24 protein-coding genes, 1 pseudogene and 1 riboswitch are annotated in these 24504 nt (G+C 40.1%); of the genes and pseudogenes, 22 read left to right on the forward strand and 3 right to left on the reverse strand.

Annotated features, from left to right (window positions below):
* Positions 1–234: 234 nt before the first annotated feature.
* The 10 genes from H4683_RS05545 (at position 235) to H4683_RS05590 (ending at position 11006) form a co-directional block, all read left to right on the forward strand.
* Positions 235–1956 carry a methyl-accepting chemotaxis protein gene (locus H4683_RS05545; protein WP_192597841.1) on the forward strand — a complete coding sequence of 574 codons (1722 nt, stop codon included), beginning with the start codon at positions 235–237 and terminating at the stop codon, positions 1954–1956.
* Positions 1957–2056: 100 nt separating this feature from the next.
* Positions 2057–3772, forward strand: a complete 1716-nt coding sequence (gene ggt, locus H4683_RS05550) for a gamma-glutamyltransferase (protein ID WP_192597842.1) — start codon at positions 2057–2059, stop codon at positions 3770–3772.
* Between the two features lie 271 nt (positions 3773–4043).
* Positions 4044–4145, forward strand: a riboswitch (purine riboswitch).
* 157 nt (positions 4146–4302) lie between these two features.
* Complete coding sequence (locus H4683_RS05555; RefSeq protein WP_192597843.1) at positions 4303–4890, forward strand: xanthine phosphoribosyltransferase; 588 nt, start codon at positions 4303–4305, stop codon at positions 4888–4890.
* Entirely contained in the window at positions 4887–6158 is a 1272-nt protein-coding gene (locus H4683_RS05560) for a nucleobase:cation symporter-2 family protein (RefSeq protein ID WP_192597844.1), read from the forward strand. Before H4683_RS05555 ends, H4683_RS05560 begins: the two co-directional genes overlap by 4 nt.
* A 360-nt stretch (positions 6159–6518) precedes the next feature.
* Positions 6519–6680, forward strand: coding sequence for a hypothetical protein (locus H4683_RS05565; RefSeq protein ID WP_192597845.1), 162 nt, complete (start codon positions 6519–6521; stop codon positions 6678–6680).
* A gap of 208 nt (positions 6681–6888) precedes the next feature.
* Positions 6889–7380, forward strand: coding sequence for a hypothetical protein (locus H4683_RS05570; protein ID WP_192597846.1), 492 nt, complete (start codon positions 6889–6891; stop codon positions 7378–7380).
* Positions 7381–7648: 268 nt separating this feature from the next.
* Positions 7649–8551 (forward strand): ABC transporter ATP-binding protein, encoded by a 903-nt coding sequence (locus tag H4683_RS05575; protein ID WP_192597847.1) that lies wholly within the window; start codon positions 7649–7651, stop codon positions 8549–8551.
* Entirely contained in the window at positions 8552–9289 is a 738-nt protein-coding gene (locus tag H4683_RS05580; RefSeq protein WP_192597848.1) for an ABC transporter permease, read from the forward strand.
* A gap of 2 nt (positions 9290–9291) precedes the next feature.
* The gene (locus tag H4683_RS05585; protein ID WP_225941899.1) at positions 9292–10407 is read left to right on the forward strand and encodes a sensor histidine kinase; all 1116 of its coding nucleotides are present in this window, start codon (positions 9292–9294) and stop codon (positions 10405–10407) included.
* Positions 10404–11006 (forward strand): response regulator transcription factor, encoded by a 603-nt coding sequence (locus H4683_RS05590; RefSeq protein ID WP_192597849.1) that lies wholly within the window; start codon positions 10404–10406, stop codon positions 11004–11006. The genes H4683_RS05585 and H4683_RS05590 overlap by 4 nt, the downstream gene beginning before the upstream one ends.
* A 351-nt stretch (positions 11007–11357) precedes the next feature.
* Here H4683_RS05590 and H4683_RS05595 read toward each other — a convergent pair whose 3' ends face one another.
* Positions 11358–11918: a hypothetical protein gene (locus H4683_RS05595; protein WP_192597850.1), complete on the reverse strand. Its 561-nt coding sequence runs from the start codon at positions 11916–11918 to the stop codon at positions 11358–11360.
* A gap of 629 nt (positions 11919–12547) precedes the next feature.
* Between H4683_RS05595 and H4683_RS21265 the strand changes: the two genes are divergently transcribed.
* On the forward strand, positions 12548–12889 hold the full coding sequence (locus H4683_RS21265; protein ID WP_225941923.1) for a transposase: 342 nt from the start codon (positions 12548–12550) through the stop codon (positions 12887–12889).
* Between the two features lie 128 nt (positions 12890–13017).
* Here H4683_RS21265 and H4683_RS05605 read toward each other — a convergent pair whose 3' ends face one another.
* Positions 13018–13899 (reverse strand): S16 family serine protease, encoded by an 882-nt coding sequence (locus H4683_RS05605; protein ID WP_192597852.1) that lies wholly within the window; start codon positions 13897–13899, stop codon positions 13018–13020.
* Between the two features lie 456 nt (positions 13900–14355).
* On the opposite strand from H4683_RS05605, the pseudogene H4683_RS22340 reads away from it, so the two are divergent.
* Positions 14356–14550, forward strand: a pseudogene (locus tag H4683_RS22340) (hydrolase); the annotation flags it as partial.
* A gap of 257 nt (positions 14551–14807) precedes the next feature.
* On the opposite strand, the gene H4683_RS05610 reads toward H4683_RS22340, so the two are convergent.
* Complete coding sequence (locus tag H4683_RS05610; protein ID WP_192597853.1) at positions 14808–15710, reverse strand: aldo/keto reductase; 903 nt, start codon at positions 15708–15710, stop codon at positions 14808–14810.
* A gap of 70 nt (positions 15711–15780) precedes the next feature.
* Between H4683_RS05610 and H4683_RS05615 the strand changes: the two genes are divergently transcribed.
* The 10 genes from H4683_RS05615 to H4683_RS05660 all read left to right on the forward strand — a co-directional run bounded on the left by H4683_RS05615 (position 15781) and on the right by H4683_RS05660 (position 24499).
* Complete coding sequence (locus H4683_RS05615) at positions 15781–16326, forward strand: NUDIX domain-containing protein (protein WP_192597854.1); 546 nt, start codon at positions 15781–15783, stop codon at positions 16324–16326.
* Positions 16327–16380: 54 nt separating this feature from the next.
* Positions 16381–16896: a hypothetical protein gene (locus tag H4683_RS05620; protein WP_192597855.1), complete on the forward strand. Its 516-nt coding sequence runs from the start codon at positions 16381–16383 to the stop codon at positions 16894–16896.
* A 95-nt stretch (positions 16897–16991) separates the two neighbouring features.
* A complete protein-coding gene (gene fur, locus H4683_RS05625) occupies positions 16992–17450 on the forward strand; it encodes a ferric iron uptake transcriptional regulator (protein WP_192597856.1) in 459 nt (152 codons plus the stop codon).
* Positions 17451–17573: 123 nt separating this feature from the next.
* The gene (xerD, locus tag H4683_RS05630; protein WP_192597857.1) at positions 17574–18473 is read left to right on the forward strand and encodes a site-specific tyrosine recombinase XerD; all 900 of its coding nucleotides are present in this window, start codon (positions 17574–17576) and stop codon (positions 18471–18473) included.
* 34 nt (positions 18474–18507) lie between these two features.
* The gene (deoB, locus tag H4683_RS05635) at positions 18508–19701 is read left to right on the forward strand and encodes a phosphopentomutase (RefSeq protein WP_192597858.1); all 1194 of its coding nucleotides are present in this window, start codon (positions 18508–18510) and stop codon (positions 19699–19701) included.
* 5 nt (positions 19702–19706) lie between these two features.
* Positions 19707–21014 carry a pyrimidine-nucleoside phosphorylase gene (locus H4683_RS05640; RefSeq protein WP_192597859.1) on the forward strand — a complete coding sequence of 436 codons (1308 nt, stop codon included), beginning with the start codon at positions 19707–19709 and terminating at the stop codon, positions 21012–21014.
* A 450-nt stretch (positions 21015–21464) separates the two neighbouring features.
* The gene (locus tag H4683_RS05645) at positions 21465–21818 is read left to right on the forward strand and encodes an anti-sigma factor antagonist (RefSeq protein WP_225941900.1); all 354 of its coding nucleotides are present in this window, start codon (positions 21465–21467) and stop codon (positions 21816–21818) included.
* Positions 21808–22254, forward strand: a complete 447-nt coding sequence (gene spoIIAB, locus H4683_RS05650; protein ID WP_192597861.1) for an anti-sigma F factor — start codon at positions 21808–21810, stop codon at positions 22252–22254. Before H4683_RS05645 ends, spoIIAB begins: the two co-directional genes overlap by 11 nt.
* A 3-nt stretch (positions 22255–22257) precedes the next feature.
* A complete protein-coding gene (locus H4683_RS05655; protein ID WP_192597862.1) occupies positions 22258–23046 on the forward strand; it encodes a SigF/SigG family RNA polymerase sporulation sigma factor in 789 nt (262 codons plus the stop codon).
* 1 nt (position 23047) lies between these two features.
* Complete coding sequence (locus H4683_RS05660; RefSeq protein ID WP_192597962.1) at positions 23048–24499, forward strand: spore germination protein; 1452 nt, start codon at positions 23048–23050, stop codon at positions 24497–24499.
* The last annotated feature ends 5 nt before the right edge of the window (positions 24500–24504 follow it).

A 24504-nucleotide genomic window follows, 5' to 3' on the forward strand; every position in this document is an offset into this window, starting at 1 on the left:
AAATTCCTGGACTATCGAAACGTGACAGATGTTTCTTGTTATTTGTTTTTATGATTTTATAAAAACAGCTTTTTTGTTCCGCGTTAATGGGCGGTAAGACCCTCACTTAAAGTCTTCGAGGAAACAAGAAGAATAAGTGGGGGATGAAGCCCCCTGCAATGATTGAAAATTAACTTTATTGAAAAAGTAAGTATGATTTACTAAACTACAATATCTAGAAGGATGTGTTTACTTATGAACTCTATCAAAACCAAATTACTTACATCTTTTTTACTAGTATCATTAATTCCACTCATTGCATTGGGAATGACTAGTTATTTTATCTCAAAAGATTCACTAGTCAATAGTAAAAAGGAACATTTAAAACAAATTGTGGATAGCGCTTATATTCTAGCTGAAAATTTACAGATACAAGTAATAAATGGCAGCCTTAGTGAAGAAGAGGCACAAGAAATGTTACGCGAAGCGCTGGTTGGTGAAAAGCAAGCGGATCAAACCCGAGTTATACCAGAAAAATCACCACGAATTGGGCAGGAGGATTATTTTTTTGCCTACGACAAAGAGATTCGAGCTGTAATGCATCCAAAAGTGTTTGAAGGAGAGGTGAAAAACGATCCCAACGTGGAAGGGAAATATGTGAATAAAGAGATGTATGACCAAAAGGAAGGTTATTACTCCTTTATGTGGCAAAATCCCGGTGAGGATAAGGCGAGACCTAAAATGGCCTATTTAAGATACTTCGAACCTTGGGATTGGGTGCTGGTAATGGGTTCTTACTATGATGGATTTTACAATGAATCAGAACTGATCCGAAACATTACTATTATTATTATATTAGTTGGTATGGTTGTTGTTGCACTTGTCTCACTCTTTATTACTACACGTTTTACAAAGAACATTACGGAAATGAAAATAGCAGTAGAAGCTTTTGGTGATGGAGATTTTACGAAACGAGTAAAAGTTATAGGAAAAGATGAAATAGGGAATATGGGAGAGATGCTGAACCATGCTGTGAGCCAAGTACAATTTGTTATTTCTAAAGTGATGCATTCCTCTAACAGCATGCAAACATCAGCCAATCAGCTATCTGTTGGAGTAGATCATCTGGATCGAGCCTCCGAAGAAATAGCACACTCAGTTGAGGAGGTTGCGTCGGGCTCTGAGGAACAGGCTGATAACTTACAAAATCTCTCTGGTTATATGGAGGAATTGGTCGCTAGTTTTGATGAGACCGCTCTTAATGTGAATCATGTGAATCATGTGGTGATTAAGGCAAGTGAAGTGAGCAAAAAAGGCCAAGAACGGATAGAAGAATCGGTACAGCAGATGAATGTGATTAGTAAATCAGTAGAGAGAATCCAAGAAGTTATGCATCACCTTAATGAAAATACGAAAAAAATTAGCAACTTTGTAACCGTTATTTCTGAAATCTCCTCGCAAACCAATTTGCTGGCTCTCAATGCGGCAATTGAGGCAGCACGAGCAGGAGAATTTGGGCGTGGATTTGCAGTAGTGGCTGATGAGGTCCGCAAACTTGCTGAACAATCCAATCGCTCTGCAGAGGAAATCAAAGGGATCATCACCAACGTATTGATAGAGTCAGAGCAGAGTCAAGAAATCGTGCAAGACAGTAGTAAAGCGGTACTGATAGGAATCGATGTGGTGAAGGATACAGGTCAGATATTTGCTGAAATTCATGACTATGTTTCTGAAGTGGCTACTGAAGTAACAAAGATAACCCTAACAATCACTGAGGTGAATAAAGGTGCGCAAGGTGTATCCAATTCTGTATCCGATTTAGGCGCATTTAATGAAGAGACCAATTCACATACTCAAAATGTAGCAGCAGCTATAGAGGAAAAAACTGCCATGACCAAAGAGATTAACATGTCAATGAAAACATTGGCTGGCCAAGCTAATGAATTATACGAATTAAGTAAGAAGTTTACCGTGTGATCAACGAGGAGACCAATTAACTAATGGGAAAGGGGGTGATTATTCCGAATGAAGGGCAGTGATTTTTATATCAAAAAAACAATTAACTGGAGGGAAAGAGATGAAATCACGGATTAAGAGTTTAGTAAGTCTCACATTAGTATTATGCTTGACTTTATTATCATTTCCATCTGCTGATGCGGCAAATCGTCCTACAACAATGGCTTTAAATGGTATGGTCACCACGCCGCATTATCTTGCTTCACAGTCCGCAGCAAAAGTTTTGCAAGAGGGTGGTAATGCTGTTGACGCAGCAGTGGCTGCTGCTGCTACTTTAGCTGTGGTCTATCCGCATATGAACGGGATTGGCGGAGATAACTTTTGGTTAATTTACAATGCCCACACAGATGAACTCAAGGCATTAAATGCCAGTGGCCGTTCTGGGGAAAAAGCTACTATCGATTTTTATAAAAAGCAGGGTTATGATACCATACCTGCACGAGGTTATTTATCTACTAATACAGTACCTGGTGTAATATCAGGTTGGGATGAAGCTTATAATTACGCGAAAGAGAACATGGAACAAAGTTTAAAATGGGATAGATTGCTAGAAGATGCGATTCACTATGCTGAAGAAGGATTCCCTGTGACGCCTAGTCAAGAACGATTTACAACACAGGTAATTGATCCAACAGATCAAGAGTTCAAAAACTTGCAGAGGTTCAAAGGTTTTACCGATACCTTCCTGAATGAAGATGGTGAACCCTATAAAGCTGGGGAAGTATTTAAACAAAAACCACTTTCTGAAACCTTAAAAATGATTGCTGAAAAAGGTGCGGATGGGTTCTATAAAGGTGAAGTAGCGAAAAAGATAGTGAACGAACTTGAAGCTAATGGTGGACTTTTAACCTTAAAAGATTTTGAACAACATAAAGCAAATTGGGTAGATCCAATCTCTGCCGATTATCGTGGCTACAAGGCGTATAATTTACCGCCTAATACTCAAGGTGTTGCTGCACTCTCTATCTTAAATATCATCAATAATTATGATATGAAGGGTTTGGGAGAGGGGACAGCAGACTATTATCATGTACTAGTAGAAGCCACTAAACAGGCATTTGCAGATCGTGATAAGTATGTAACAGATCCTGATTTTAATGATATTCCTATTGAGTATTTATTGTCTAAAGAACATGGTAAGGAAATGGCTGAGCGCATCGATATGAACAAGGCAGCAATTGAAGTGAAACCACTTGATCCTAAAGGGGATACAGTATGGTTTGGAATTGTAGACAAAGATGGTAATGCCGTTTCTATTATACAAAGTATTTACCATGAATTTGGTTCCGGTATTGTAGCTGAGGACACAGGTGTATTATTACAAAATAGAGGCAGTTATTTTTCTCTAGATCCCAATAATATTAATCATCTGGAGCCAAAGAAGCGTACATTTCATACGTTAAATCCGGCAATGATGTTTAAAGAGGGGAAACCATTCCTTGTATATGGAACAATGGGAGGCGAAGGTCAACCACAGACTCAGGCTGCTATGGTCACCCGGATTGTGGATTATGGCTTTAGTGTTCAGGACGCAATTGAGGCGCCAAGATGGCTTCATGGAAGAACCTGGGGGGCTAGCAATAACGACTTGAAGTTAGAGGGCAGAGTTGCAGACGAAGTAGTAGAAGAGATGCTTCGTCGTGGTCATCCCGTCAAAGTACTAGATGATTATTCTGAGACGCTAGGACATGCAGGCGCTATCTTAATTGATCCAAAAACCAATGTGAAGTATGGTGGTGCTGATCCGCGTGGTGACGGAGCTGCTGTAGGATATTAATAATCCTGAATTTTGAAGGTGAAATCCTCTGAAAATAAGGAAAATCGGGCATAAATCATGACCACTGAGAAAGTCCATACAATTTCAATAAGTGTTGACTTCCCCAATTTCATTGAGGGAGTCAACATTATTTTTTTGTATACTAGTTGTATTAATATTAGATGCCAACTTCGATGATTTCTAGCCAATAATCCTTGAATCTCAGTTACCAATTGCATGAATAATCTTTTTCCTTTAAAGGTATTGATGAAATGAAATCACATGTTATACTAATATTCTAATAGCATTCACTCATATAATCGCGGGGATATGGCCTGCAAGTTTCTACCGATTTGCCGTAAACGAATCGACTATGGGAAGCAACGAATTGAAAGGTTCATGCTGGTTTTACGGGCATGTTCTCTTTTCTTTTCCTTTCGGACGATAAGCCCGGCTGACATTGCTCCACTCATGGATTTGATTGGATGCACGGTCGCTGGGCTTATTTTTTTGGCTCTTGATCGTGAAAAACAACTAGGGGGAATAGGATTATGAAATTATTAAAAGACAAAATTATACAAGACGGAAAAGTGTTATCAAAAGATGTGTTAAAAGTGGACACATTCTTGAATCACCAAATTGATCCCCCTCTAATGAAAGCAATAGGCGAAGAATTCGCAGAACGATTTAAAGACGCAGGCATCACGAAAATTGTAACCATTGAGTCATCTGGAATTGCACCAGCAATGATGGCGGGACTTGTATTGGGCGTTCCTGCGATTTTTGCTCGAAAACGAAAATCATTGACGTTGATTGATCATTTATATACAGCAAGTGTTCATTCATTTACGAAAGATGAGACGAATGAGATTTCTGTTTCAAAAGATTTCGTCACATGTGATGATACAGTTTTGATCATCGATGATTTCCTAGCGAACGGACAAGCCGTTCTGGGACTTCTAGATATTATAGAACAGGCGTCTGCGAAGTTGGCAGGTGTTGGGATTGTCATTGAAAAAGGGTTCCAACCAGGCGGGAAAATGATTCGTAAGCAGGGTATCCGCGTGGAATCACTTGCAATCATCGCATCACTTGAAGACGGAAAAGTGACATTTTCCGAGGGGGCAGCCGTTCGATGAAATCGACATTGTTAGGATTCCAACACTTGTTGGCGATGTATGCGGGGGCTGTCATTGTACCTCTCATAGTTGGGGAGGCTATCGGTCTAAACTCAACGCAATTGACGTATCTCGTATCCATCGATATTTTAATGTGTGGAGTTGCGACAATTTTGCAAATTATGACGAACCGCTTTTTCGGAGTCGGGTTACCCGTCGTGTTAGGTTGTACGTTTACTGCGGTTAGTCCGATGATCGCGATTGGGGATGAATTCGGAATTTCCGCTATTTATGGTGCGATTATCGCATCTGGTTTGATTATCGTATTAATTAGTCGTTTTTTCGGGAAACTAGTAAAGTTTTTTCCACCAGTTGTTACAGGGTCAGTCGTGACCATCATTGGGATTACACTAATTCCTGTTGCCATGAACAATATGGGTGGCGGACAAGGTGTAGCTGACTTTGGATCTATGACGAATGTTGGGCTATCTTTTGGGACACTTCTTTTTATCATTCTCATCTATCGATTTTCGAATGGTTTTTTACGAGCGATTTCGATTCTCCTTGGGTTGGTTGCAGGGACGGTTGTGGCAATTATTCTTGGTGTTGTCGATTTTAGCGCAGTGACAGATGCATCCATGTTCCATATAGTGCAACCGTTTTTCCTCGGTGTCCCGACGTTCCACTGGTCGCCGATTTTAACGATGACACTAGTCGCTATGGTTTCACTTGTTGAATCAACGGGTGTCTATTTCGCTTTAGGTGATATTTGCGACAAGGATATTAAGCGGGCGGATTTGGAAAAAGGCTATCGTGCTGAAGGATTGGCTTCAGTAATCGGTGGGATTTTTAGCGCATTTCCGTATACAACGTTTTCACAGAATGTCGGTTTGGTTCAAATGTCGGGTGTTAAATCTCGTAAGGTCATTTTAATTACTGCTGTGATGCTTATATCTCTTGGGTTCATGCCGAAAATTGCGGCTGTTGCAATTATCATTCCAAAAGCTGTGTTGGGTGGTGCGATGGTTGCGATGTTCGGAATGGTTATTTCACAAGGCATTAAAATGTTAAGTAAGGTGATTGTAGAGTCACAAGAAAACGCGATGGTTATCGCTTGTTCAATCGGAATAGGTTTAGGTGTTTCCGTTGTGCCGAATTTATTTGCCCAATTGCCTACCAGTCTTCAAATTTTCACAAGTAACGGCATCGTCGCAGGTAGTTTGACTGCCATCATGCTCAATATTCTCTTTAATATGCTCCCTTCGAAAAAGGGGAAAGTTGTTCAGTAGGCTGAAAATTAAATAAAAAATCACCTTGAATTACCTCACACTTTTTGAAATAAAATATGTTACTATGTCGCCTCCTATTTCTATTTATGTAGATTAAGGAGGTGACTTTTTTATGCTGAAAAAATCCATTTAAGAAAAATAAATGATGATGTTATTGGTTCATAGTCATTGAAATTTTTATATGAATTGGTTGGAAAATACTAATCTTGATAGTACACTTGCAAGTGAACTGTCAGTGCGGAAATCTGATTTTTAAAAACTTGGTATTCCTTTTAAAAAAAGAAATGCAGATAGTGCTAGACACGCCAGACAAACTTTATTTTCTCGAATGGAGAAATTATGTATTAATGGTTGTATACTATGATTATTCATAAATATGGATATCTTTTTTATGAGAAGGTAGATGTCGTGATGACTGCTGAACAGTTAATTAGAGAATATATTCAATTATTTACGTATCCTTCCAAACTGAAGAAGGAGGACAAGCATATCAATCAAATTTGGCGAAGTGGAACTATTTAATCAGATCAAGAGTCTAGATGAGGATAGACTAAAGGAGTTTTGGGACATGCTCCTAGAGAAACAGAAGAAACTGAAATTAAAAACTGTGAATTCTTTCTAGAACTAATGAGTAAAATTAGGATGGAAATCATGGAAATCATGGAAATGGACCAAAATCAACCCACAAATATGGTCTTGGTAGACTACTAAACTAAAAGGAGATCTTGAGATGAAATTACAAAACCAGCTAAATCAAAACGAGACTGACATCATACAAGCACGCATGAGTGAGCTAATCGAAGAAATAGACTCATGCATGTGTGAGCTAAATCTATCATTAATGGAAGTTGACATCCGCGGCACTAAACAGTCAATCGCAAATGTAAGCATAATTCAGGATGAATTGTATCATCGCATTAAAGAACTAAAAACGGGTCAAATGTTCCGCATGGAAAACACACCAGATGTGCTGTCTAGCGCAGATATAAAAGGAATAATTCTAAAAGAAAAAATTATTGAGAAAAAGGAACTAGAGAACGATGTCTGCCTGTTGTTTGATGAATACATGGATGCCAGGAGAAATGAATCAAAATGCACATGTAAATTAGCAGAGGATTTCAGTTTTATCCGTGAGTTGATTGCAAAAGTAGACACTATTGACATTGTAATCAAAACCTTGACCCATGACATACGGATTGAAAACACTTGTGACGATGAGTGAGGGAAGAATTTTCCCTGCTATTTTATTGCCTAGTTAAGTTGAACGAAAGATCATCGGCCCATTTATACTTGAATAGTTGAAACAAACGCGTCAAACAAGCATATGTAGAATCAACAAAAGTATAAAACTTAAATTCAACTTATATATTATGTTTTTCATAGCTCGAAATTAATAGATGACATTTGTCACCTTGTTTTCATGACTTAGTCTACTGATCCGGATTTAGCTAACTACATACAATGAGATTACTACGTGCGGAGGTGCCTCAATGGAATATGCAGTTGAAATTAAAGGGCTTACAAAGGTTTTTAAAGAGAAAAAAGCAGTAGATAATGTTTCTTTTTCGATAAAAAAGGGGGAGATTGTCGCTATTCTTGGGCCGAATGGAGCCGGAAAAAGTACAACAATATTAATGATGCTCGGACTATTGTATCCTACAAATGGGGAATCAAAGCTTTTTAACGCAGATGCGAGGGATAAGAAGGTCCGTGAAAAAATTGGGGTTATGCTGCAGGAAGTCAGTCTAATGGATGGTCTGAAGGTGAAGGAAATCATTGGCTTGTTCAGAAGCTATTATCCGAATCCGTTGTCTATCGAGCAGCTTATTCGCTTGACCGGATTGAGTGGAGAGGATTTAAATAAACGTACCGAAAAGCTGTCTGGCGGACAAAAGCGTAGGGTCGGCTTTGCATTGGCACTTGCAGGTAATCCAGAGCTATTGTTTTTTGATGAACCGACAGTTGGAATGGATATTTCAGCCCGCAAAGTGTTTTGGCAAACGGTGAGAGAACTTGCCGACAAAGGTAAAACGATACTCTTCTCAACCCATTATTTACAGGAAGCCGATGATATTGCCGACCGAATTATTTTATTCAACAAAGGGAAGGTTGTCGCCGATGGAACGCCTGAAGCTATTAAGGGCAATTTGTTAAGGCAATCGGTTTCATTTAGTACAGGTCACCCATTCCCGAAAGTGCAGTTTTTACAATTACCTCAAGTATCCGATGTGTATGTTAAGGATGGAAGGACGTTCATATTAACAAGCGATACAGATTTGATTCTATCAAAAATTTTCACTGAACAATTGGATGTATATGATATTGCCATTGAAAAAGGTCGACTTGAAGAAGCATTCGAGCAGCTGACTGTAGAACAAAAGGAGGCGATTTAAATGCAGATTTTCATGAATCAATGCAAAATTGAGATTTTGAGGATGTTCCGCAACCCTTACTTTATTATCTGGTCCCTTTTTATGCCGATTGTTTTTTATTTTATTTTCACGAAGGTTGTGAATACGGAAGTTCCTGATAAAGCACTTTGGGATGCACATTTTTTGATGTCCGTGGCCACATTTAGTGTGATGGGAAGTGCAATTATGACGTTGGGCATTCGGATGGTACAAGAGCGTTCGGAAGGATGGACGAACTTCATGAAAGTAACGCCACTATCAGGTATGGCTTATTTTACTGCGAAAATGATTGGGCAGTCTGTGGTCCATGCGTTTTCGATTGTGGTCATTTTTATAGCAGGCGTGCTTTTGAATGGGGTTTCATTATCGGCTTTTGAATGGATCATGAGTGGACTTTGGATTTTGCTTGGTTCGTTGCCGTTCCTCGGAATTGGTGTGTTGATAGGGACAATGAAGCGAGTGGATACTGCGAGTGGGGTAAGCAACATCCTCTATATACTCCTAGCTATAACCGGAGGGATGTGGATGCCGATGGAAGTTTTGCCGAAAACAATCCAAACAATCGGCGCTTGGCTTCCGGCATATAATTATGGTAACGGCGCATGGGAAATTATTCGCGGCCAGGCACCTGAACTAAAAAATATCCTAATTTTAGCAGGTTATCTTCTAGTGTTCATGGTATTATCAACGTATATACGAAGGAAACAGGAAGCGGTGTAGTCTTGAGTAAATTTCAATTCTTTCCGAAGAAATATGGTGTCTTTCCCTATATCTTCTTATTTTATTTATTCATGCCAATTTTCCAGGTGATGAATGAGACGGGATGGAAGGCAGTAATTGGCTACGGTTTAATACTGCTCTTTCTACTATCATACAGACAGCTTTATAGCACCATTTCTAAAAAAAGGTTCTCTTATTGGTTGATTTTACAAGTAGGAATCGTCATGATTTTAAGTATCGGTTACAATCCCTATAATTTATTTTTGGGTTTTTTTTCATCAAACTTTATTGGATGGTATGGAAATAAGAGACAGTTTAATCGAGCATTGATGTCCTTTGCATCAGCTATTATTTTAACCGTGATTATTGTGTTTTATCAGGGCACCATGTTTGGATTTTTTTCTTTTCTACCGTTTGCAGTCGTGATGATCGCATCCCCATTCGGTATTCAATCGATGAATAAGAGATTAGAGTTAGAGCAACAGTTAGATCAGGCAAATGAACAAATTAAGGAGTTAATAAAGCGAGAGGAAAGAATCCGAATTGCGAGGGATTTACATGACACGTTGGGACATACGCTATCACTTATCACGTTACAAAGCCAACTCGTCCAACGAATTGCTGAAAAACATCCTCAGCAAGTGAAAGCTGAAGCTAAAGAAATAGAAATGACTTCACGTTCTGCGCTTAGGCAAGTGAGGGAGTTGGTTTCCGACATGCGAACCATCACAATTGCTCAGGAATTAGCGGATATGGAGCAAATCTTGAAGGCGGCCGGAATTCAATTTCATATTGAAACCGAACTACCGGACCTTCCCCCTTTGCAGCAAAATATTTTAGGAATGTGTCTTCGTGAAGCGGTAACAAATAGTGTGAAACATAGTGAAGCTGAAAATTGTTTTATCAGCTTTGAGAATGAAAGAGGGAATTTCACCATTATCGTAAAAGATGATGGAATAGGGTTTACTGAAAATAATCGTGAGGGCAATGGATTTATCGGTATGCAAGAACGCCTAGCACTTATCGAAGGCAAGCTCGCGATTGAATCGGGAGCAGGCACAACGGTCATAATGAATGTACCAGTAATTGTTAAGCAGGAGGAGGTTTTCGCTTTATGATTCGCATTGTCATTGCAGAAGACCAACGTATCCTGAGAGGAGCTCTGGGTGCACTGCTCGACTATGAACAGGATATGGAAGTAATCGGACAAGCAGAAAATGGTGAAGAAGCACTGAATCTCATAGGTGAGTTACAACCCGATATTTGCCTCATGGATATTGAAATGCCATTGAAAAGCGGACTTGAAGTAGCTGCTGAATTAAAAGGGAAAGGTTCTATTTGTAAGGTAATCATGTTAACTACCTTTGCCCGCCCCGGTTATTTCGAACGGGCAGTAAAGGCTGGCGTCCATGGTTACTTGCTGAAGGATGGCTCAATCGACGATCTCACAGAATCGATTCGTAGAGTGATGAAAGGGAAGCATGAATTTGCGCCTGAATTGATTATCAATACGTATCATGAAGATAACCCCCTTACCAAACGTGAACAGGAAATTTTAAAATTGGCCGCTAAAGGCAAAACATCGAAAGAAATATCTGGCGAATTATTTTTATCGTCAGGAACCGTTCGGAACTACATGTCCGAAATCCTTCAGAAATTGGAATCGAAAAATAAAATCGAGGCGATAACGACTGCTGAGGAAAAGGGATGGATTTAACAGGTGATTAAATAATTTTGGTGATTGGTATACAAGAAACAATCATCTAGAGAAATCATCTGTGTAGTTGTTTTTTGTTTGGAAAGTAGTATTCTAGTTCATGAGAGGTTCCACAAGCAGAATCTCTCTTTTGTTCTTTTTTTGGAATAAAAAGGATAATAAACAGCGTAATCTCATCTGTTTTAATGCTAATCCCATTTTTTTCAGCAATAATGATATTTTCCTCAGATACCTCTCCGAGAAATTCTCCTTTTTTGTATATTTATTTATCATTTCCATAGTTTTTTTGTCCACATTCTCTAATCCGAAAGTCCTCATTTTTTCAGCATGATGTCTACAGAATCTAATGCCCTATATGTTTCGGAAGGCTTCGTCAAACGCAGGCATCATGAATAAAATAAAGCTATCATTTTTACCTGCGTTCATAAACTGCATTTTCTTTTCCATAATCAATCGGCTGCTTTCTTCCTTTGAGTTACAGTTTTTAACTTGGTTGCGAAGTTCCTGTATTTCCCGCTCAACACGCTGCACGATTGCGGCCAATTCAGGGTAATGCTCCTGTATAAAACTTTTTTCCTCGGTAGTCAATGGTTTACCAGCAAGCATTTTTGCTTGTATAGGGCCAAATTTTGCTGCTAATTCCTTACTTCGCTCCACATCTTCGTTATTCTGAGCGGTCGCTAAAGCAGCCATGAAAGCCTCCTGGGGGCTGACTTTATCCAAAGCTGCACGGCGTTCCAATTCCGCCTTTTCCAGGTCCGAAATGACTGTGATTTCTACGGTATCCACGTTGTTATTTTTCACTGACGGAGCAGTTAGCTCAGTAGTTTTGTGCGCTTTGTTTTGCACTTGAGTTTGTTTTGCCAACATAGCGGCGTATTGGTTTATGTTAGATACTCTATTGATATTCATAAGACACCTCCTGTTAATTCCAATAAACTCTTATAGTTGCTGTTTAATAATGTAGAGTTTGAGGCAGACATATCACCATCTTATTATTATATCGGCAAAAATAGTAAATGTGGCGAACCTTCCCTTCCTATCTTGTATCGCTCAACTCCTCGAAGTAGTCAAAAATAGGACCTTGATATCGTTTGTTGTTCATCCGTATCCTTCTTAGGTAAAGTTTTGTATTCTATCATAGCTCGGTAAAGAACTTTTTTCCAGTAAAATTTATTATCTTTTTCCAAATACTCTCTTCGTGAATTCGCCGTGGCTATACGATAGCCGCCATCAAAAGGAAACTTCATCTTTCCTGTGGTACTGTTTATGCAGATTTGCGGCAAACAGAAAAACCGAATCACCAAAGAGGTTCGCCATATCTACAATTTCGTCCCCTCATTCAGACCTTGATTCTAGACAGTCAAACGGGTAACCAGATTGAAGAAGCCTGTCGTTCGGAAGGCTATACAGGTTCTCGCTCTACTTTAAACACAATTATTGCCGAGGAACGACGCAACACTGTGCAAGGCAAGACGAAAATATTTTCATTTCGTCAGAAAATCATTCAAGTGATTTGGGATTTTAAAAAAGGCGATCATATGGAACGAATTCATCAATTGCATCTCGAACTTTTAGAGGGATTTCCAAAAATCAAAGAACTCGATGAACTCGTTCAAAACTTCCGAAACTTGTTTACGGAAAAGAGAAGTGGAAAATTAGTAGATTGGCTAGAGAAATATGAAGAAATCGACTCTCTTTTTATACAAGCTTTCATCCGTGGCGTCCAACAGGATAGGAGTGCTGTCGTGTTGAGTATTCAGGAGCCATGGAGTAACGGCCCAGTAGAAGGGCATGTCAATCGATTAAAAACAATCAAACGAATAATGTATGGAAGAGCGGGGTTTCAAGTACTGAAAAACCGCGTTCTTTATGAATTTTAACTATATGAAAATAATGTCTATTCCTAATAAAGGGACGGAACAGATTGATTCCCCAAAAGAGCGTAAGTTCCTGCGGTTTAGCAAAGACGCTGTAATACGTTAAACCCTTCCTGAATCAAAGACTTATCTTAACGTTTTTCATTTAAGTTGTGGATTAATTGAACGGCCTCATCGACATGTGATACATCAAAAATTTCAACGTTTGCCTTTAGTTCTTTTTGTATTACTGTTACTTCTTCAGCATTTTCACTTGGGATGATCATAAATGGAATACCACTTTTTTCAGTAATTTGTATTTTTTCTTTCATGTTCCCAACACTGAATACATCACCATTTCCATTAATTGCTCCAGTAACCGCAATAGGCAATTGATTTTGGAAATCACCTTGTTTGAATCGACCACTTAATGCTAAACTAAGCCCTGCACTATCTCCTCCAATGTCTCGACTAAGGAAAGTTGTAAGCCATTCATCTTCGTGCCCTAAATATAGAGACAAATTCTCCTTCATCTCTTCTGGTGAATGATCTTTTTGAAGATGTAGCCACTTTAATATTTGTCTATTCTTACTACCATATATATTTTTTTTATTCACTTCAAAAACGGATAGTACATCTACATGTTGTTTGGTCAAAAGTTCCTTAACAGCCTGTTTACTTTTCTCATTTTCTAAAGTTAATTTATTTACCCCTATCGAATAGATCTCAGAACCTTCTAATACCACAGTTGGTTCTATATATGCGTAAACAAAGTGTGATGGGGATGTGTAGTATCCTATCAGTGGCAACTCATAGCAAAATAATAGAAAGATGATGAAAGTTGCAATTGCGATTTTCCTTTTAGTAACACGTTTTTTTCGAAACACTAAAAATATGATCACCAAGATGATTAAACTAATCAATAATATAAATAAAAATATAAATTCATTGATGACATCTTGAAGATATAAAAATAGAAATACAAGATAAAAAAGAATAGATAAAACACCAGTTACGATATTTGTTTTTTTCATTGAGTAACCATGCCCCCGTTTATCTTATGTATTCTTATTGAACTAACCTGCCCTTAGCTCTAGATGGAATAAGCTTTATTCCTTCTTGAATTAAAGCACCCGTTAATGAAAAGTCAAGCTAAAATTTCCTTAACCATTAAAGTTAAGAATAATATACTAATATACTTTAACATATTCTACCCCTCCACAATCCAACTATACCATAATAACCCAGTCTATTATACAACTATTCGTCAGCAATAGGTAAGCATTTGATGTTATCTTTAGCTTTTCCCCTACTCGACACGGAACGTGCTGGTTTCCCAGCATTCCGCGTTCCATCTAACGATATGTACTAGATTATAAGTTCTATGTTACTCATATAATTGGGACCATCAGATTAATTCCATTCCGCATTTTTCACGGTACTTGTTAATCTTCTGAACCATTGACATAGTAATACCAAGTTTGGTTTTTCCTACAATCTTAGATTTGGAAGAGGTTAAGTCCAAGGATGTCGAAGAATTCATTCCTTATGTATTAGGAGATATGGAATACGATAAGGAAGTCATAAATGAAAAACTAAATGTATTTACATTTGATCAAATAGTTGGTTATATAGAAACCTCAGTGGATAAGGGGGTATGGAATATAAAACCTATTCTTACATAATATAATTTTTAACTAAAGGGTGGATTAGGATAATTAAGATAGAGAACCTCACCAAGGCGGGGTTCCCTATATATTGATACAAAATTGTATAAGAGAATCTTGGAAATCGCAAAAAGAGAATTAGCGCATTTGATGAGTAGCTTAAAAATAAAATCAAACATACAGAGAAAGCATCTGAATGATTTTTTTATATACTAAAAAAAGAAGAAACCTGTCTTATAAAACTTGTAAAATAATCAAATCGGGTACCCCTAAAATTATAGCCGATGTTCTTTATATTGATGCGACTGCACAAGCTTTTTCAGCTTATTAATTTCCTCATCGGGCGTTCTTTTTTCATAAGCAATGATCGAATCGAGTAGCTGCTCTGTAGTACGGGCACCGATAAGTGCAGAAGCGACTGTTTTATCATGCAATGCGAAAGCAATGGCTGCTGCATGTAAATCCTTCGATTGTTCGTCCAATGCCTGAACGGTTTGTTTCAGTTCATCTGTATTATAGTCGACAAATCCATTCGCTTGTTCTACGCGCGCCAGCCCTTCGGATGTCAGAAAACCTTTAGCAATTGTTCCCCTTGTAATAACCGAGGCTCCTGCATCATGAATCATCGGAAACCATTCTTCAGGTCTGCGATCTAGTAAATTAGATTGCATCATGACTGAGATGGCGGAACTATTTTCTAGGAATCGTTTAATGACGGTAGGTCGGATGGACGAAATTCCATATTGACGAATGAGTCCTTCTTTTTTTAGACTTTCGAATGCGTCAATCGTTTCGAAGACGTCATCCTTCATCGTTCCGCCGTGGAGTTGGTACAAATCGATATAATCTGTTTCGAGGCGACTCAAGCTGTTCTTTACGGCGTTCATGATGTGTTTTTTTGAACAATCCCACGTCCAACCTCCGCCATCCGGATTCAGCTTATTTCCAGCCTTCGTTGCAAGGATGACCTTGTCCCGTCTACCTCTCAGTGCATAGCCGACAAGTTCTTCGTTTTTGCCGCCGTCATACAAATCTGCCGTATCAAAATAATTGATGCCTGCGTGAATCGCAGCGTTGACGATGTTCTTCGCTTCTGTCAAATCATCGGGTAAGGACATGCAACCAAGACCGATTTCTGACACGAATAAATCACTCTTCCCTATTTCTCTTTTCTCCATAACTGCACCCCCTGTTTTGTTCATGGTACAATGACGGCATTAGAAATTCTACAAGAAAGGATTGAATACGATGAATAAATATGAAGAAAAGACCATATCTGGCGAGACATTATACAAAGGAAAGATCATCTCACTACGAGTTGAAGAGGTGGAGCTTCCTGATGGTAATTTGGTGAAGCGAGAATTAATTAAACATCCGGGAGCGGTGGCAATTATCCCAATCACTGCCGACGGTAAACTTGTTCTCGTAGAACAATATCGAAAAGCATTGGAACGTTCATTGATAGAAATACCTGCTGGCAAAATAGATCCTGGAGAGGCACCTGAAGTGACCGCCGTGAGGGAGCTAGAAGAGGAAACGGGTTATGGAGCAAAAGAATTTACATATATCCAGTCATTCGCAACATCACCAGGGTTTGCGAATGAAATCATCCATTTGTATTTAGCGCAAGATCTTTTTGAAATTGAAAACCCAGCAGCGGGGGATGAAGATGAATTCATAGATCTCATGGAAGTGACAGTTGAAGAAGCAGAAGAAATGGTCAAGAGTGGAAAGATATTTGATGCTAAAACCGCATTCGCGGTCCTTTATGCAAAAAATCTTCTATCTAAATGACCTAAATCAGGACGGACAAGCATATGGTGTACAAACAACACGGAGGTGCAGCCTATGGTCCGTTCCATATCCTTTGTTTATCTTTTCATCATTTTAGCGGTCGGTTATATCGGAGGCACGCTCTTATTCCGCGAGATGTCAACCACTGCAATAGAGAAAGTGATTGTATTTTATGATGCCCGTGTCGTTCAGGGGTATGATGCAAGTTTCATAAGGCCAATTGGGACAGCAGTTCTGTTTTTCGTCATTGCATATACATTCGCAATATCTGAGAAAACACGATTTATTGTTTTGTTTATGGGTGCGGTAAAATGTGTTCTTTTTGGATTATCTTCATCGTATTTACTTGGCTCAGGTATGAAGATGATGGAGTATTCGATTTGGTGGTTCCCGTTTCAGCTCATTTGCTGTTTCTTATTTCTAGTATACTGTGCTGTTCTCAGTCCGCCTTACTTTATGCGTACAACGACTAGGAAAAGACGAAATACACGTGTGATACCGATACTTATTCTACTATCAGCGGCAATACTAACAATCGAGATGTTGTTCTTCTATTACATTCTTAGATAGAATGCGAGAAACATAATTCGTTCACCTGTTTCCTTTCTGTTGTCATTGCGAAAGCGCATTTGGTATAATAGAATCAGTTTGAGGGGGGGCGTCTTATGGAAAGCCGAATCGATCGGATTAAGAAACAATTGCATGGGGCTAGTTATAAGTTAACGCCTCAGCGTGAAGCGACGGTTTTGGTTCTCCTTGAGCACGAGGAAGACCATCTGAGTGCGGAAGACGTATTTTTACTCGTCAAAGTGAAAGCACCGGAAATTGGGCTTGCTACCGTATACCGTACGCTTGAGTTGCTAACGGATTTGAAAATAGTCGATAGAATCAATTTTGGTGACGGTGTGTCGAGGTATGATTTACGGCAAGAAGGTGCTGCACATTTTCATCACCACCTCATTTGCATCGAATGCGGGACAGTTGATGAAATTCAGGATGATCTTCTTGGAGATGTCGAAAAGATTGTTGAAAGTCGCTTTGATTTTGCCATCAAAGATCATTGGTTAACGTTTCACGGCATTTGTAAAAGGTGCAAATCTGACGTAGATGATAATGTGGAATGACAAGAGGGATGGCGAGATGCTATCCCTTTTGTCGTTGAAATTAAGTCTGTCAATGTCGAAAGGGGGAAGGGGTTTGTATAAAATTAGCGCAATCAGAAATTATTATTCCAAATCCCGTTCTATATGAAAAACACTCGTTTTGCACTTGAAGATTATATGCACTTTCTAAAAGTGGAACGTCAGCTGTCGAGTAACACAATTATTTCATATCGACGTGACCTTGAGGAGTATTTGGATTCTATGGAACAAGCCGGTTATGAATCGCTTGCCAATGTCGACCGAACTAAAATCCTTGATTATTTGCAACAATTGAAAGGGGGAGGAAAGTCTTCAAGGACAATATCGAGGCATATTTCGTCAATCCGTTCTTTTCATCAGTTTCTTCTTCGGGAAAAAGTGACGACACAGGATCCGACTGTCCATTTGGAGCTACCTAAACTTGAACAAAAACTCCCCCGTGTTTTATCGATGAATGAGGTAGACAGATTGATTGATATACCAGATCGTTCGAAGCCCCAAGGTGTTCGGGATAATGCATTTCTGGAAGTATTGTACGGGACGGGGATGCGTGTGAGTGAACTGATTGGATTGAATATGGATGACATCCATTTAACGATGGGGTTCGTCCGTATTTTCGGGAAAGGTGGAAAGGAAAGGATTGTGCCCCTTGGAGGAAGTGCAATTAAGGCATGTAAACGTTATATTGATGAGGCGAGGCCGATTTTCATTGTGAAGCAAAAAGGTGCCGAAGCTTTGTTTGTTAATATGCGGGGCGCGCGGCTATCCCGTCAAGGTTGTTGGAAGCTATTGAAGGGTCATGGGCTAAAAGCGGGTATACAAAAGGAACTGACTCCACACATCTTACGTCACTCTTTCGCAACGCATCTCGTTGAAAACGGTGCAGATTTACGTGCTGTACAGGAAATGCTTGGCCACGCCGACATTTCGACGACACAAATCTACACACATGTCAGCCGTACAAGATTGAAGGAAGTTTATGTGAAATTCCATCCAAGAGCGTAAGCACGAAATAAAACTTTTTTAGGAGGTTACTATTATGGGAAAAGAGACATTCAAACGCATTCACCTTATTGTACTCGACTCTGTGGGGATCGGAGAATCACCAGATGCCCATTTATTTGGGGATAAAGGGGCGAATACGCTTGGGCATATTGGTGAAGAAATGAATGGACTTGATATGCCGAATATGGGTAAACTCGGATTATCCAATATCAGTGAAATTAAAGGAATCATGATTGCAGATAAGCCACTTGGCTGTTATACAAAAATGCAGGAAGCATCTGTAGGAAAAGATACGATGACTGGCCATTGGGAAATGATGGGTCTTAACATCGACAAGCCATTTAAAGTATATCCGAATGGCTTCCCGAAAGAACTGATCGATGAATTGGAAAAGCAGACGGGCCGTAAAGTGATTGGCAACAAAGTGGCAAGTGGTACGGCAGTCATTGACGAACTGGGTCAGGAACATATGGAGACGGGTGCAATCATTGTCTATACATCTGCAGATCCTGTGTTGCAAATCGCTGCGCATGAAGGGATCATTCCGATTGATGAGCAGTACCGTATTTGTGAAATTGCACGGAAATTGACATTGGAACCAGCGTTTCTAGTAGGCCGTGTCATTGCGCGTCCGTTTGTTGGAGAACCTGGTAATTTCACACGGACAACAAATCGTCATGATTATGCACTTAAACCGTTTGGCCGTATTGTGATGAATGAGCTAGTGGATAGCGGGTATGATGTCATTGCAATCGGTAAAATTTCCGATATATTTAATGGGGAAGGTATTACAGATTCCGTTCGTACAGTGAGCAATATGGATGGTGTCGATAAATTACTTGATGTTATGAATAAGGATTTTCAAGGGCTTAGCTTTACAAATTTAGTCGATTTTGATGCATTATTCGGACACCGACGAGATCCACTCGGCTATGGAAATGCGCTACAGGAGTTCGATGTTCGGCTTGAAGAGATTATGGCGGCGTTACGTGAGGATGATCTGCTAATCATTACAGCAGACCATGGCAATGACCCCGTATTCCCTGGAACGGACCATACGCGTGAATATGTGCCTCTAGTCATCTATTCGCCCTCATTCAAACATGGGGGTGCTTTGCCGCAAACTGAAACGTTTTCGGATATCGGCGCGACGATTGCAGATAACTTTAATGTGAAAATGCCGAAATTCGGTCGTAGTTTCTTGGGTTTATTAGAAGAAAAGGTGTGATTTTAATGTTTAGAATGGTTGATATTATCGAGAAAAAACGCAATGGTGAGATGCTTTCTAAGGAAGAAATCACCTTTTTCGTAAATGGTTACACGGATGAGTCTATCCCTGATTATCAAGCGAGCGCATTCCTAATGGCAGTTTATTTTAAAGGGATGACGGCTGAAGAGCAAGGGTATTTGACGATGGCGATGGTAGAGTCTGGCGATCAGATTGATTTATCCGCAATTGAAGGTATTAAAGTCGATAAGCATTCGACAGGCGGCGTTGGGGATACGACGACATTGATTTTGGTCCCGCTTGTTGCCGCATGTGGTGTGCCAGTCGCTAAAATGAGCGGCCGCGGTCTTGGTCACACAGGGGGTACGCTCGATAAGCTTGAAGCGATTGAAGGATTCCATATCGAATTGACGGAAGAACAATTTGTGCAGCAAGTGAATGACTTGAAACTTGCGGTCATTGGTCAAAGTGGTAATTTGACCCCTGCTGATAAAAAACTGTATGCACTTCGTGACGTAACCGCTACGGTCGATAGTATTCCCCTTATCGCTAGCTCGATTATGAGTAAAAAAATTGCGGCAGGTGCAGATGCAATTGTCCTTGATGTGAAAACGGGCGAAGGCGCATTTATGAAAACGAAAGAAGATGCAATTGCGCTTGCTGAATCAATGGTGGCAATCGGAAAGCAAGTAGGCAGGAACACGATGGCGGTGATTTCTGATATGAGCCAGCCGCTAGGATTTGCGATTGGTAACTCACTTGAAGTCATTGAAGCAATCGAAACACTAAAGGGTGAAGGTCCCGAAGATTTGACTGAACTTTGTCTTGTACTTGGTAGCAAGATGATTGTGGCGGGAGGAAAAGCGGCTTCCATCGATGAAGCACGGACTATGCTTAAAGCGGTCATTACAGACGGTTCGGCTCTTGAATTATTCGGTAAACTGATTGAAGCACAGGGCGGTAATGCAAAAGTCATTCATGATACGACTCTGTTGCCTTCTGCAAAATACCAGATTGAAGTACCTTCACTCACTTCAGGTTATGTAACGAAGATGGAAGCGGACGACATTGGTGTTGCAGCGATGCTTCTTGGAGCTGGAAGGGCAACGAAGGAAGATGAAATCGATTTTGCGGTCGGCATCGTGTTGAAGAAAAAAATTGGGGATGCAGTACAAGTAGGAGAACCACTTGCAATCATCCATTCAAATTTAGAGAATGTGGAACGTTCTATTACGCTTATCCAACAACATATTTTCATTGAAAAGCAACAGGTAGAAAGCCCACGTCTCATTGGTGAAATGATAACGGGCTAAACTTAAATAGTGAAGGCTATCCCATTGACCAGGTTTTATCGGGTTAATGGGATAGCCTTTTTTAATTTATAGCAGACGATAACTGCACAAGCGACCAATCCACACGTCGAAGCGACTGATCTCTCGCTCAAGCGACCAATCCATCGCACTATATAAGTTGAACGAAAGATCAACAGCCCATTTATACTTGAATAGTTGAAACAAACGCGTCAAACAAGCATATGTAGAATCAACAAAAGTGTAAAACTTAAATTCAACTTATATAGTATGTACTTCTTAACTATTTTTTCGTAGTGAATGTGTAAATGATAAAGAAAATGCACATACTTCCATTATGGGTAGAACCTGTCGAAAAGTAAGAATCTTGCGCTATCCGTGACTAGTTTTGTCAGCTAGGAGGGTTTGGTCTTCCTGATGTGGAATGTTTCGCTAGAGAAGGAGGGGTTCAGCATGGCTGATATTGAAATCATTGACAATGGGATTATTATTGCGACATTACGAGGGGAGTTGGACAATCATGAGGCAAATCGAATCCGGTCTCATATTTCTTCATCCATCTTTACTGGACAAGTGCGGGCTGTTATTTGGAATTTGGAAGGGCTTGGATTCATGGATAGCGCAGGAATCGGTCTCATTCTTGGAAGGATGCGTGATTTAGCACCTTTGGAAGGGGAAACGCTGATACTGAATCCGTCCTCGACGATGGAGAAAATATTCAACTTTTCCGGTCTTGGACCAAATATTAGGCACTGCACGATTGACATGGCGATCAGGGAAATCGGAGGGGTTTTACATGAACAATGAAATGACGTTATCATTCGTCGCAATCGAAGAAAATGAAGCGCTAGCAAGAATGGCGATGACTTGTTTCATCACGCCGCTTGACCCGACAATCGAAGAAATTTCAGAGTTTAAGACGATTGTTTCGGAAGCGGTGACAAATGCGATTCTTCATGGATACGAATGCGATGGAACAAGTATTGTCACAGTCCATGCATTGATTGAAGGAAATAAAATATCGATGACGGTAAGTGATGAAGGGGCAGGGATTTTCGATGTGGAGCAGGCGATGGAGCCGATGTTCACGACCCGACCCTTCATGGAACGGTCAGGAATGGGATTTACAATAATGGAAAGCTTTGCAGACAATTTATCTGTCGAATCAGTCATTGGTAATGGAACGGTCGTCAAGTTTGAGAAAACGTTTTCTCCGGTTACGGAAGTAAGCAGAATGAGGTGACTTATGGACACATCTGTTGAAAAAAAACCCGCTTTGTTGTCTCAGGAGAAGATGAGGGAACTGATAAAAATTTCGCAGGAAGGTGATAAGGAAGCGAGAAGGTTGATGGTAGAAGGAAATACTAGACTCGTCTGGTCCATCGTCCAACGTTTTGCTTCCCGCGGAGCTGACCCTGAGGACTTGTTCCAAATTGGCTGCATCGGTCTCATGAAATCAATTGACAAGTTTGACCTTTCATATGAGGTGAAATTTTCTACCTATGCGGTCCCAATGATTGTCGGTGAAATTCAGCGGTTTCTTAGGGATGATGGAATGGTGAAGGTGAGCCGCTCCATCCGGGAACTCAGTTTCAAAATCCGTCATGCAACCGATGATTACATTAAAAATCATGGTAAATCACCATCCATTTCAGAAGTTGCTGCGGTCCTAGAAGTGACTGTTGATGATGTCATTCTCGCATCGGATGCCTTGCGTGATCCTGCATCTCTTCATGAAAAATTGTATGAAAGTGAAGGAGATAGCTTGACACTCATGGATCAGCTAAGGGACGACAGATCTGAAAGGGTATTCGATCATATCCCACTTAGGGACGTCATTACTAAGTTGAACAAGCGGGATCAGACGATTATCTATATGCGTTACTACCTTGATTGTACGCAGAGTGATATTGCGGAGAGGATTGGAATTTCACAAGTTCAAGTGTCACGGCTTGAAAAGAAAATCCTAGCTCAATTGAAGTCTTGGATGGGCACGAATGCAGAGGATAGTACGGTAACAGTGAGGACGGATTGATATAATGGAGAAATTGTTCCAGTCGATGAAAGAAGGAGAAGAGTGGTTCGAAGCTTGTTTTGGACAAGACGAAACATTCGACGCGACAGCTAGGTCAGTCCATTTATGGGATATGCCTTCGTTATTACTCTATATTAATGGACTTGTAGATGGAATCGTCATAACGACTTTGTTGACAGAGATGCAGTGGAATGGTGATGGGAAGATATTGGAGGGGGATGGAGCAGAACGTTTCCTCTCCTTTTTTCCTTACCATGCAATAACGGCGGCTATAGAAAAGAAAGAGTTGCTAAAGTCCATTTTAAGTGGTCAAGCGGCGATCATTACTCCAGACGGCTATGCATTTTTGATAGATATTAGGTCCTACCCCGGAAGACAACCGGAAGAACCCGATAACGAGAAAGTCATTCGCGGTTCAAGGGATGGGTTCACGGAAAACATTCTTACGAATACGGCATTAGTACGGAGGAGACTTCGCACAGAAGATTTACGTTTCGAAATGCATAACACATCAGTGAGTGGGAAAACAGATGTCGTTCTCGCGTTCATACAAGGTGCGGCAAGTAAAAAACATCTGGCTTACATTCGAGATAGACTAGATGCCATTTGTACTGACGGACTTACAATGACAGACAAATCGCTTGAGGAATTTCTTTTTAAACAGGGCTTTCATCCAGTACCTTTTGTACGATTTACAGAACGTCCGGATATCTGTGCAGCGCATTTATTAGAAGGAAATATTGCAATTATGGTGGATACATCCCCTTCTGTTATTCTCGTGCCGGTCACATTGTTCTATCACCTGCAACATGCAGAGGAGTACAGACAGGCCCCGTTAATTGGAACTGCTGTTAGACTTATGCGTTTTTCTGGAACTGCATTAAGCCTCATTCTTCTACCTTTTTGGTATTTACTTGCGACCGAAAATAAGTATCTTCCGGATATATTGAGTTACATTGGGCCCAAAGAATTAGGGGAAGTTCCTTTACTTATTCAGTTATTGCTTGCGGATATTGGAATCGAGGTGCTCCGAATGGCAGCTATCCATACACCAACCCCGATGTCGACCGCAATGGGTCTTGTGGCGGCAATCGTCATTGGACAAGTGGCAATTGATGTTGGACTTTTCACACCCGAAGTTGTGCTCTATGCCGCATTAAGTGCTATTTTAACATTTGCAATTCCTTCCTATGAGCTAAGCATTACAACTAAAATTTTCAGGATATGTATTCTGTTGTTGACTGCATTATTGGGAGCGCCTGGATTCTTTTTATCCCTCGTAGTCATTTTTTATTATTTATGTGCGCTAAAGCCAATGGATGTCCCTTATTTATGGCCTGCAGTGCCGTTCTTCCCGAAAGCGATGTTGCGCATTCTTATAAGGTTCCCGATGACTGTAGACAAACCGAGACCATTCATTACTGACTCACCAGATCGTGACCGTGTTTCATAGATCAT

It is taken from the genome of Sporosarcina limicola (assembly GCF_014873855.1).
In the GTDB taxonomy this organism is placed as follows: Bacteria; Bacillota; Bacilli; order Bacillales_A; family Planococcaceae; genus Sporosarcina; species Sporosarcina limicola.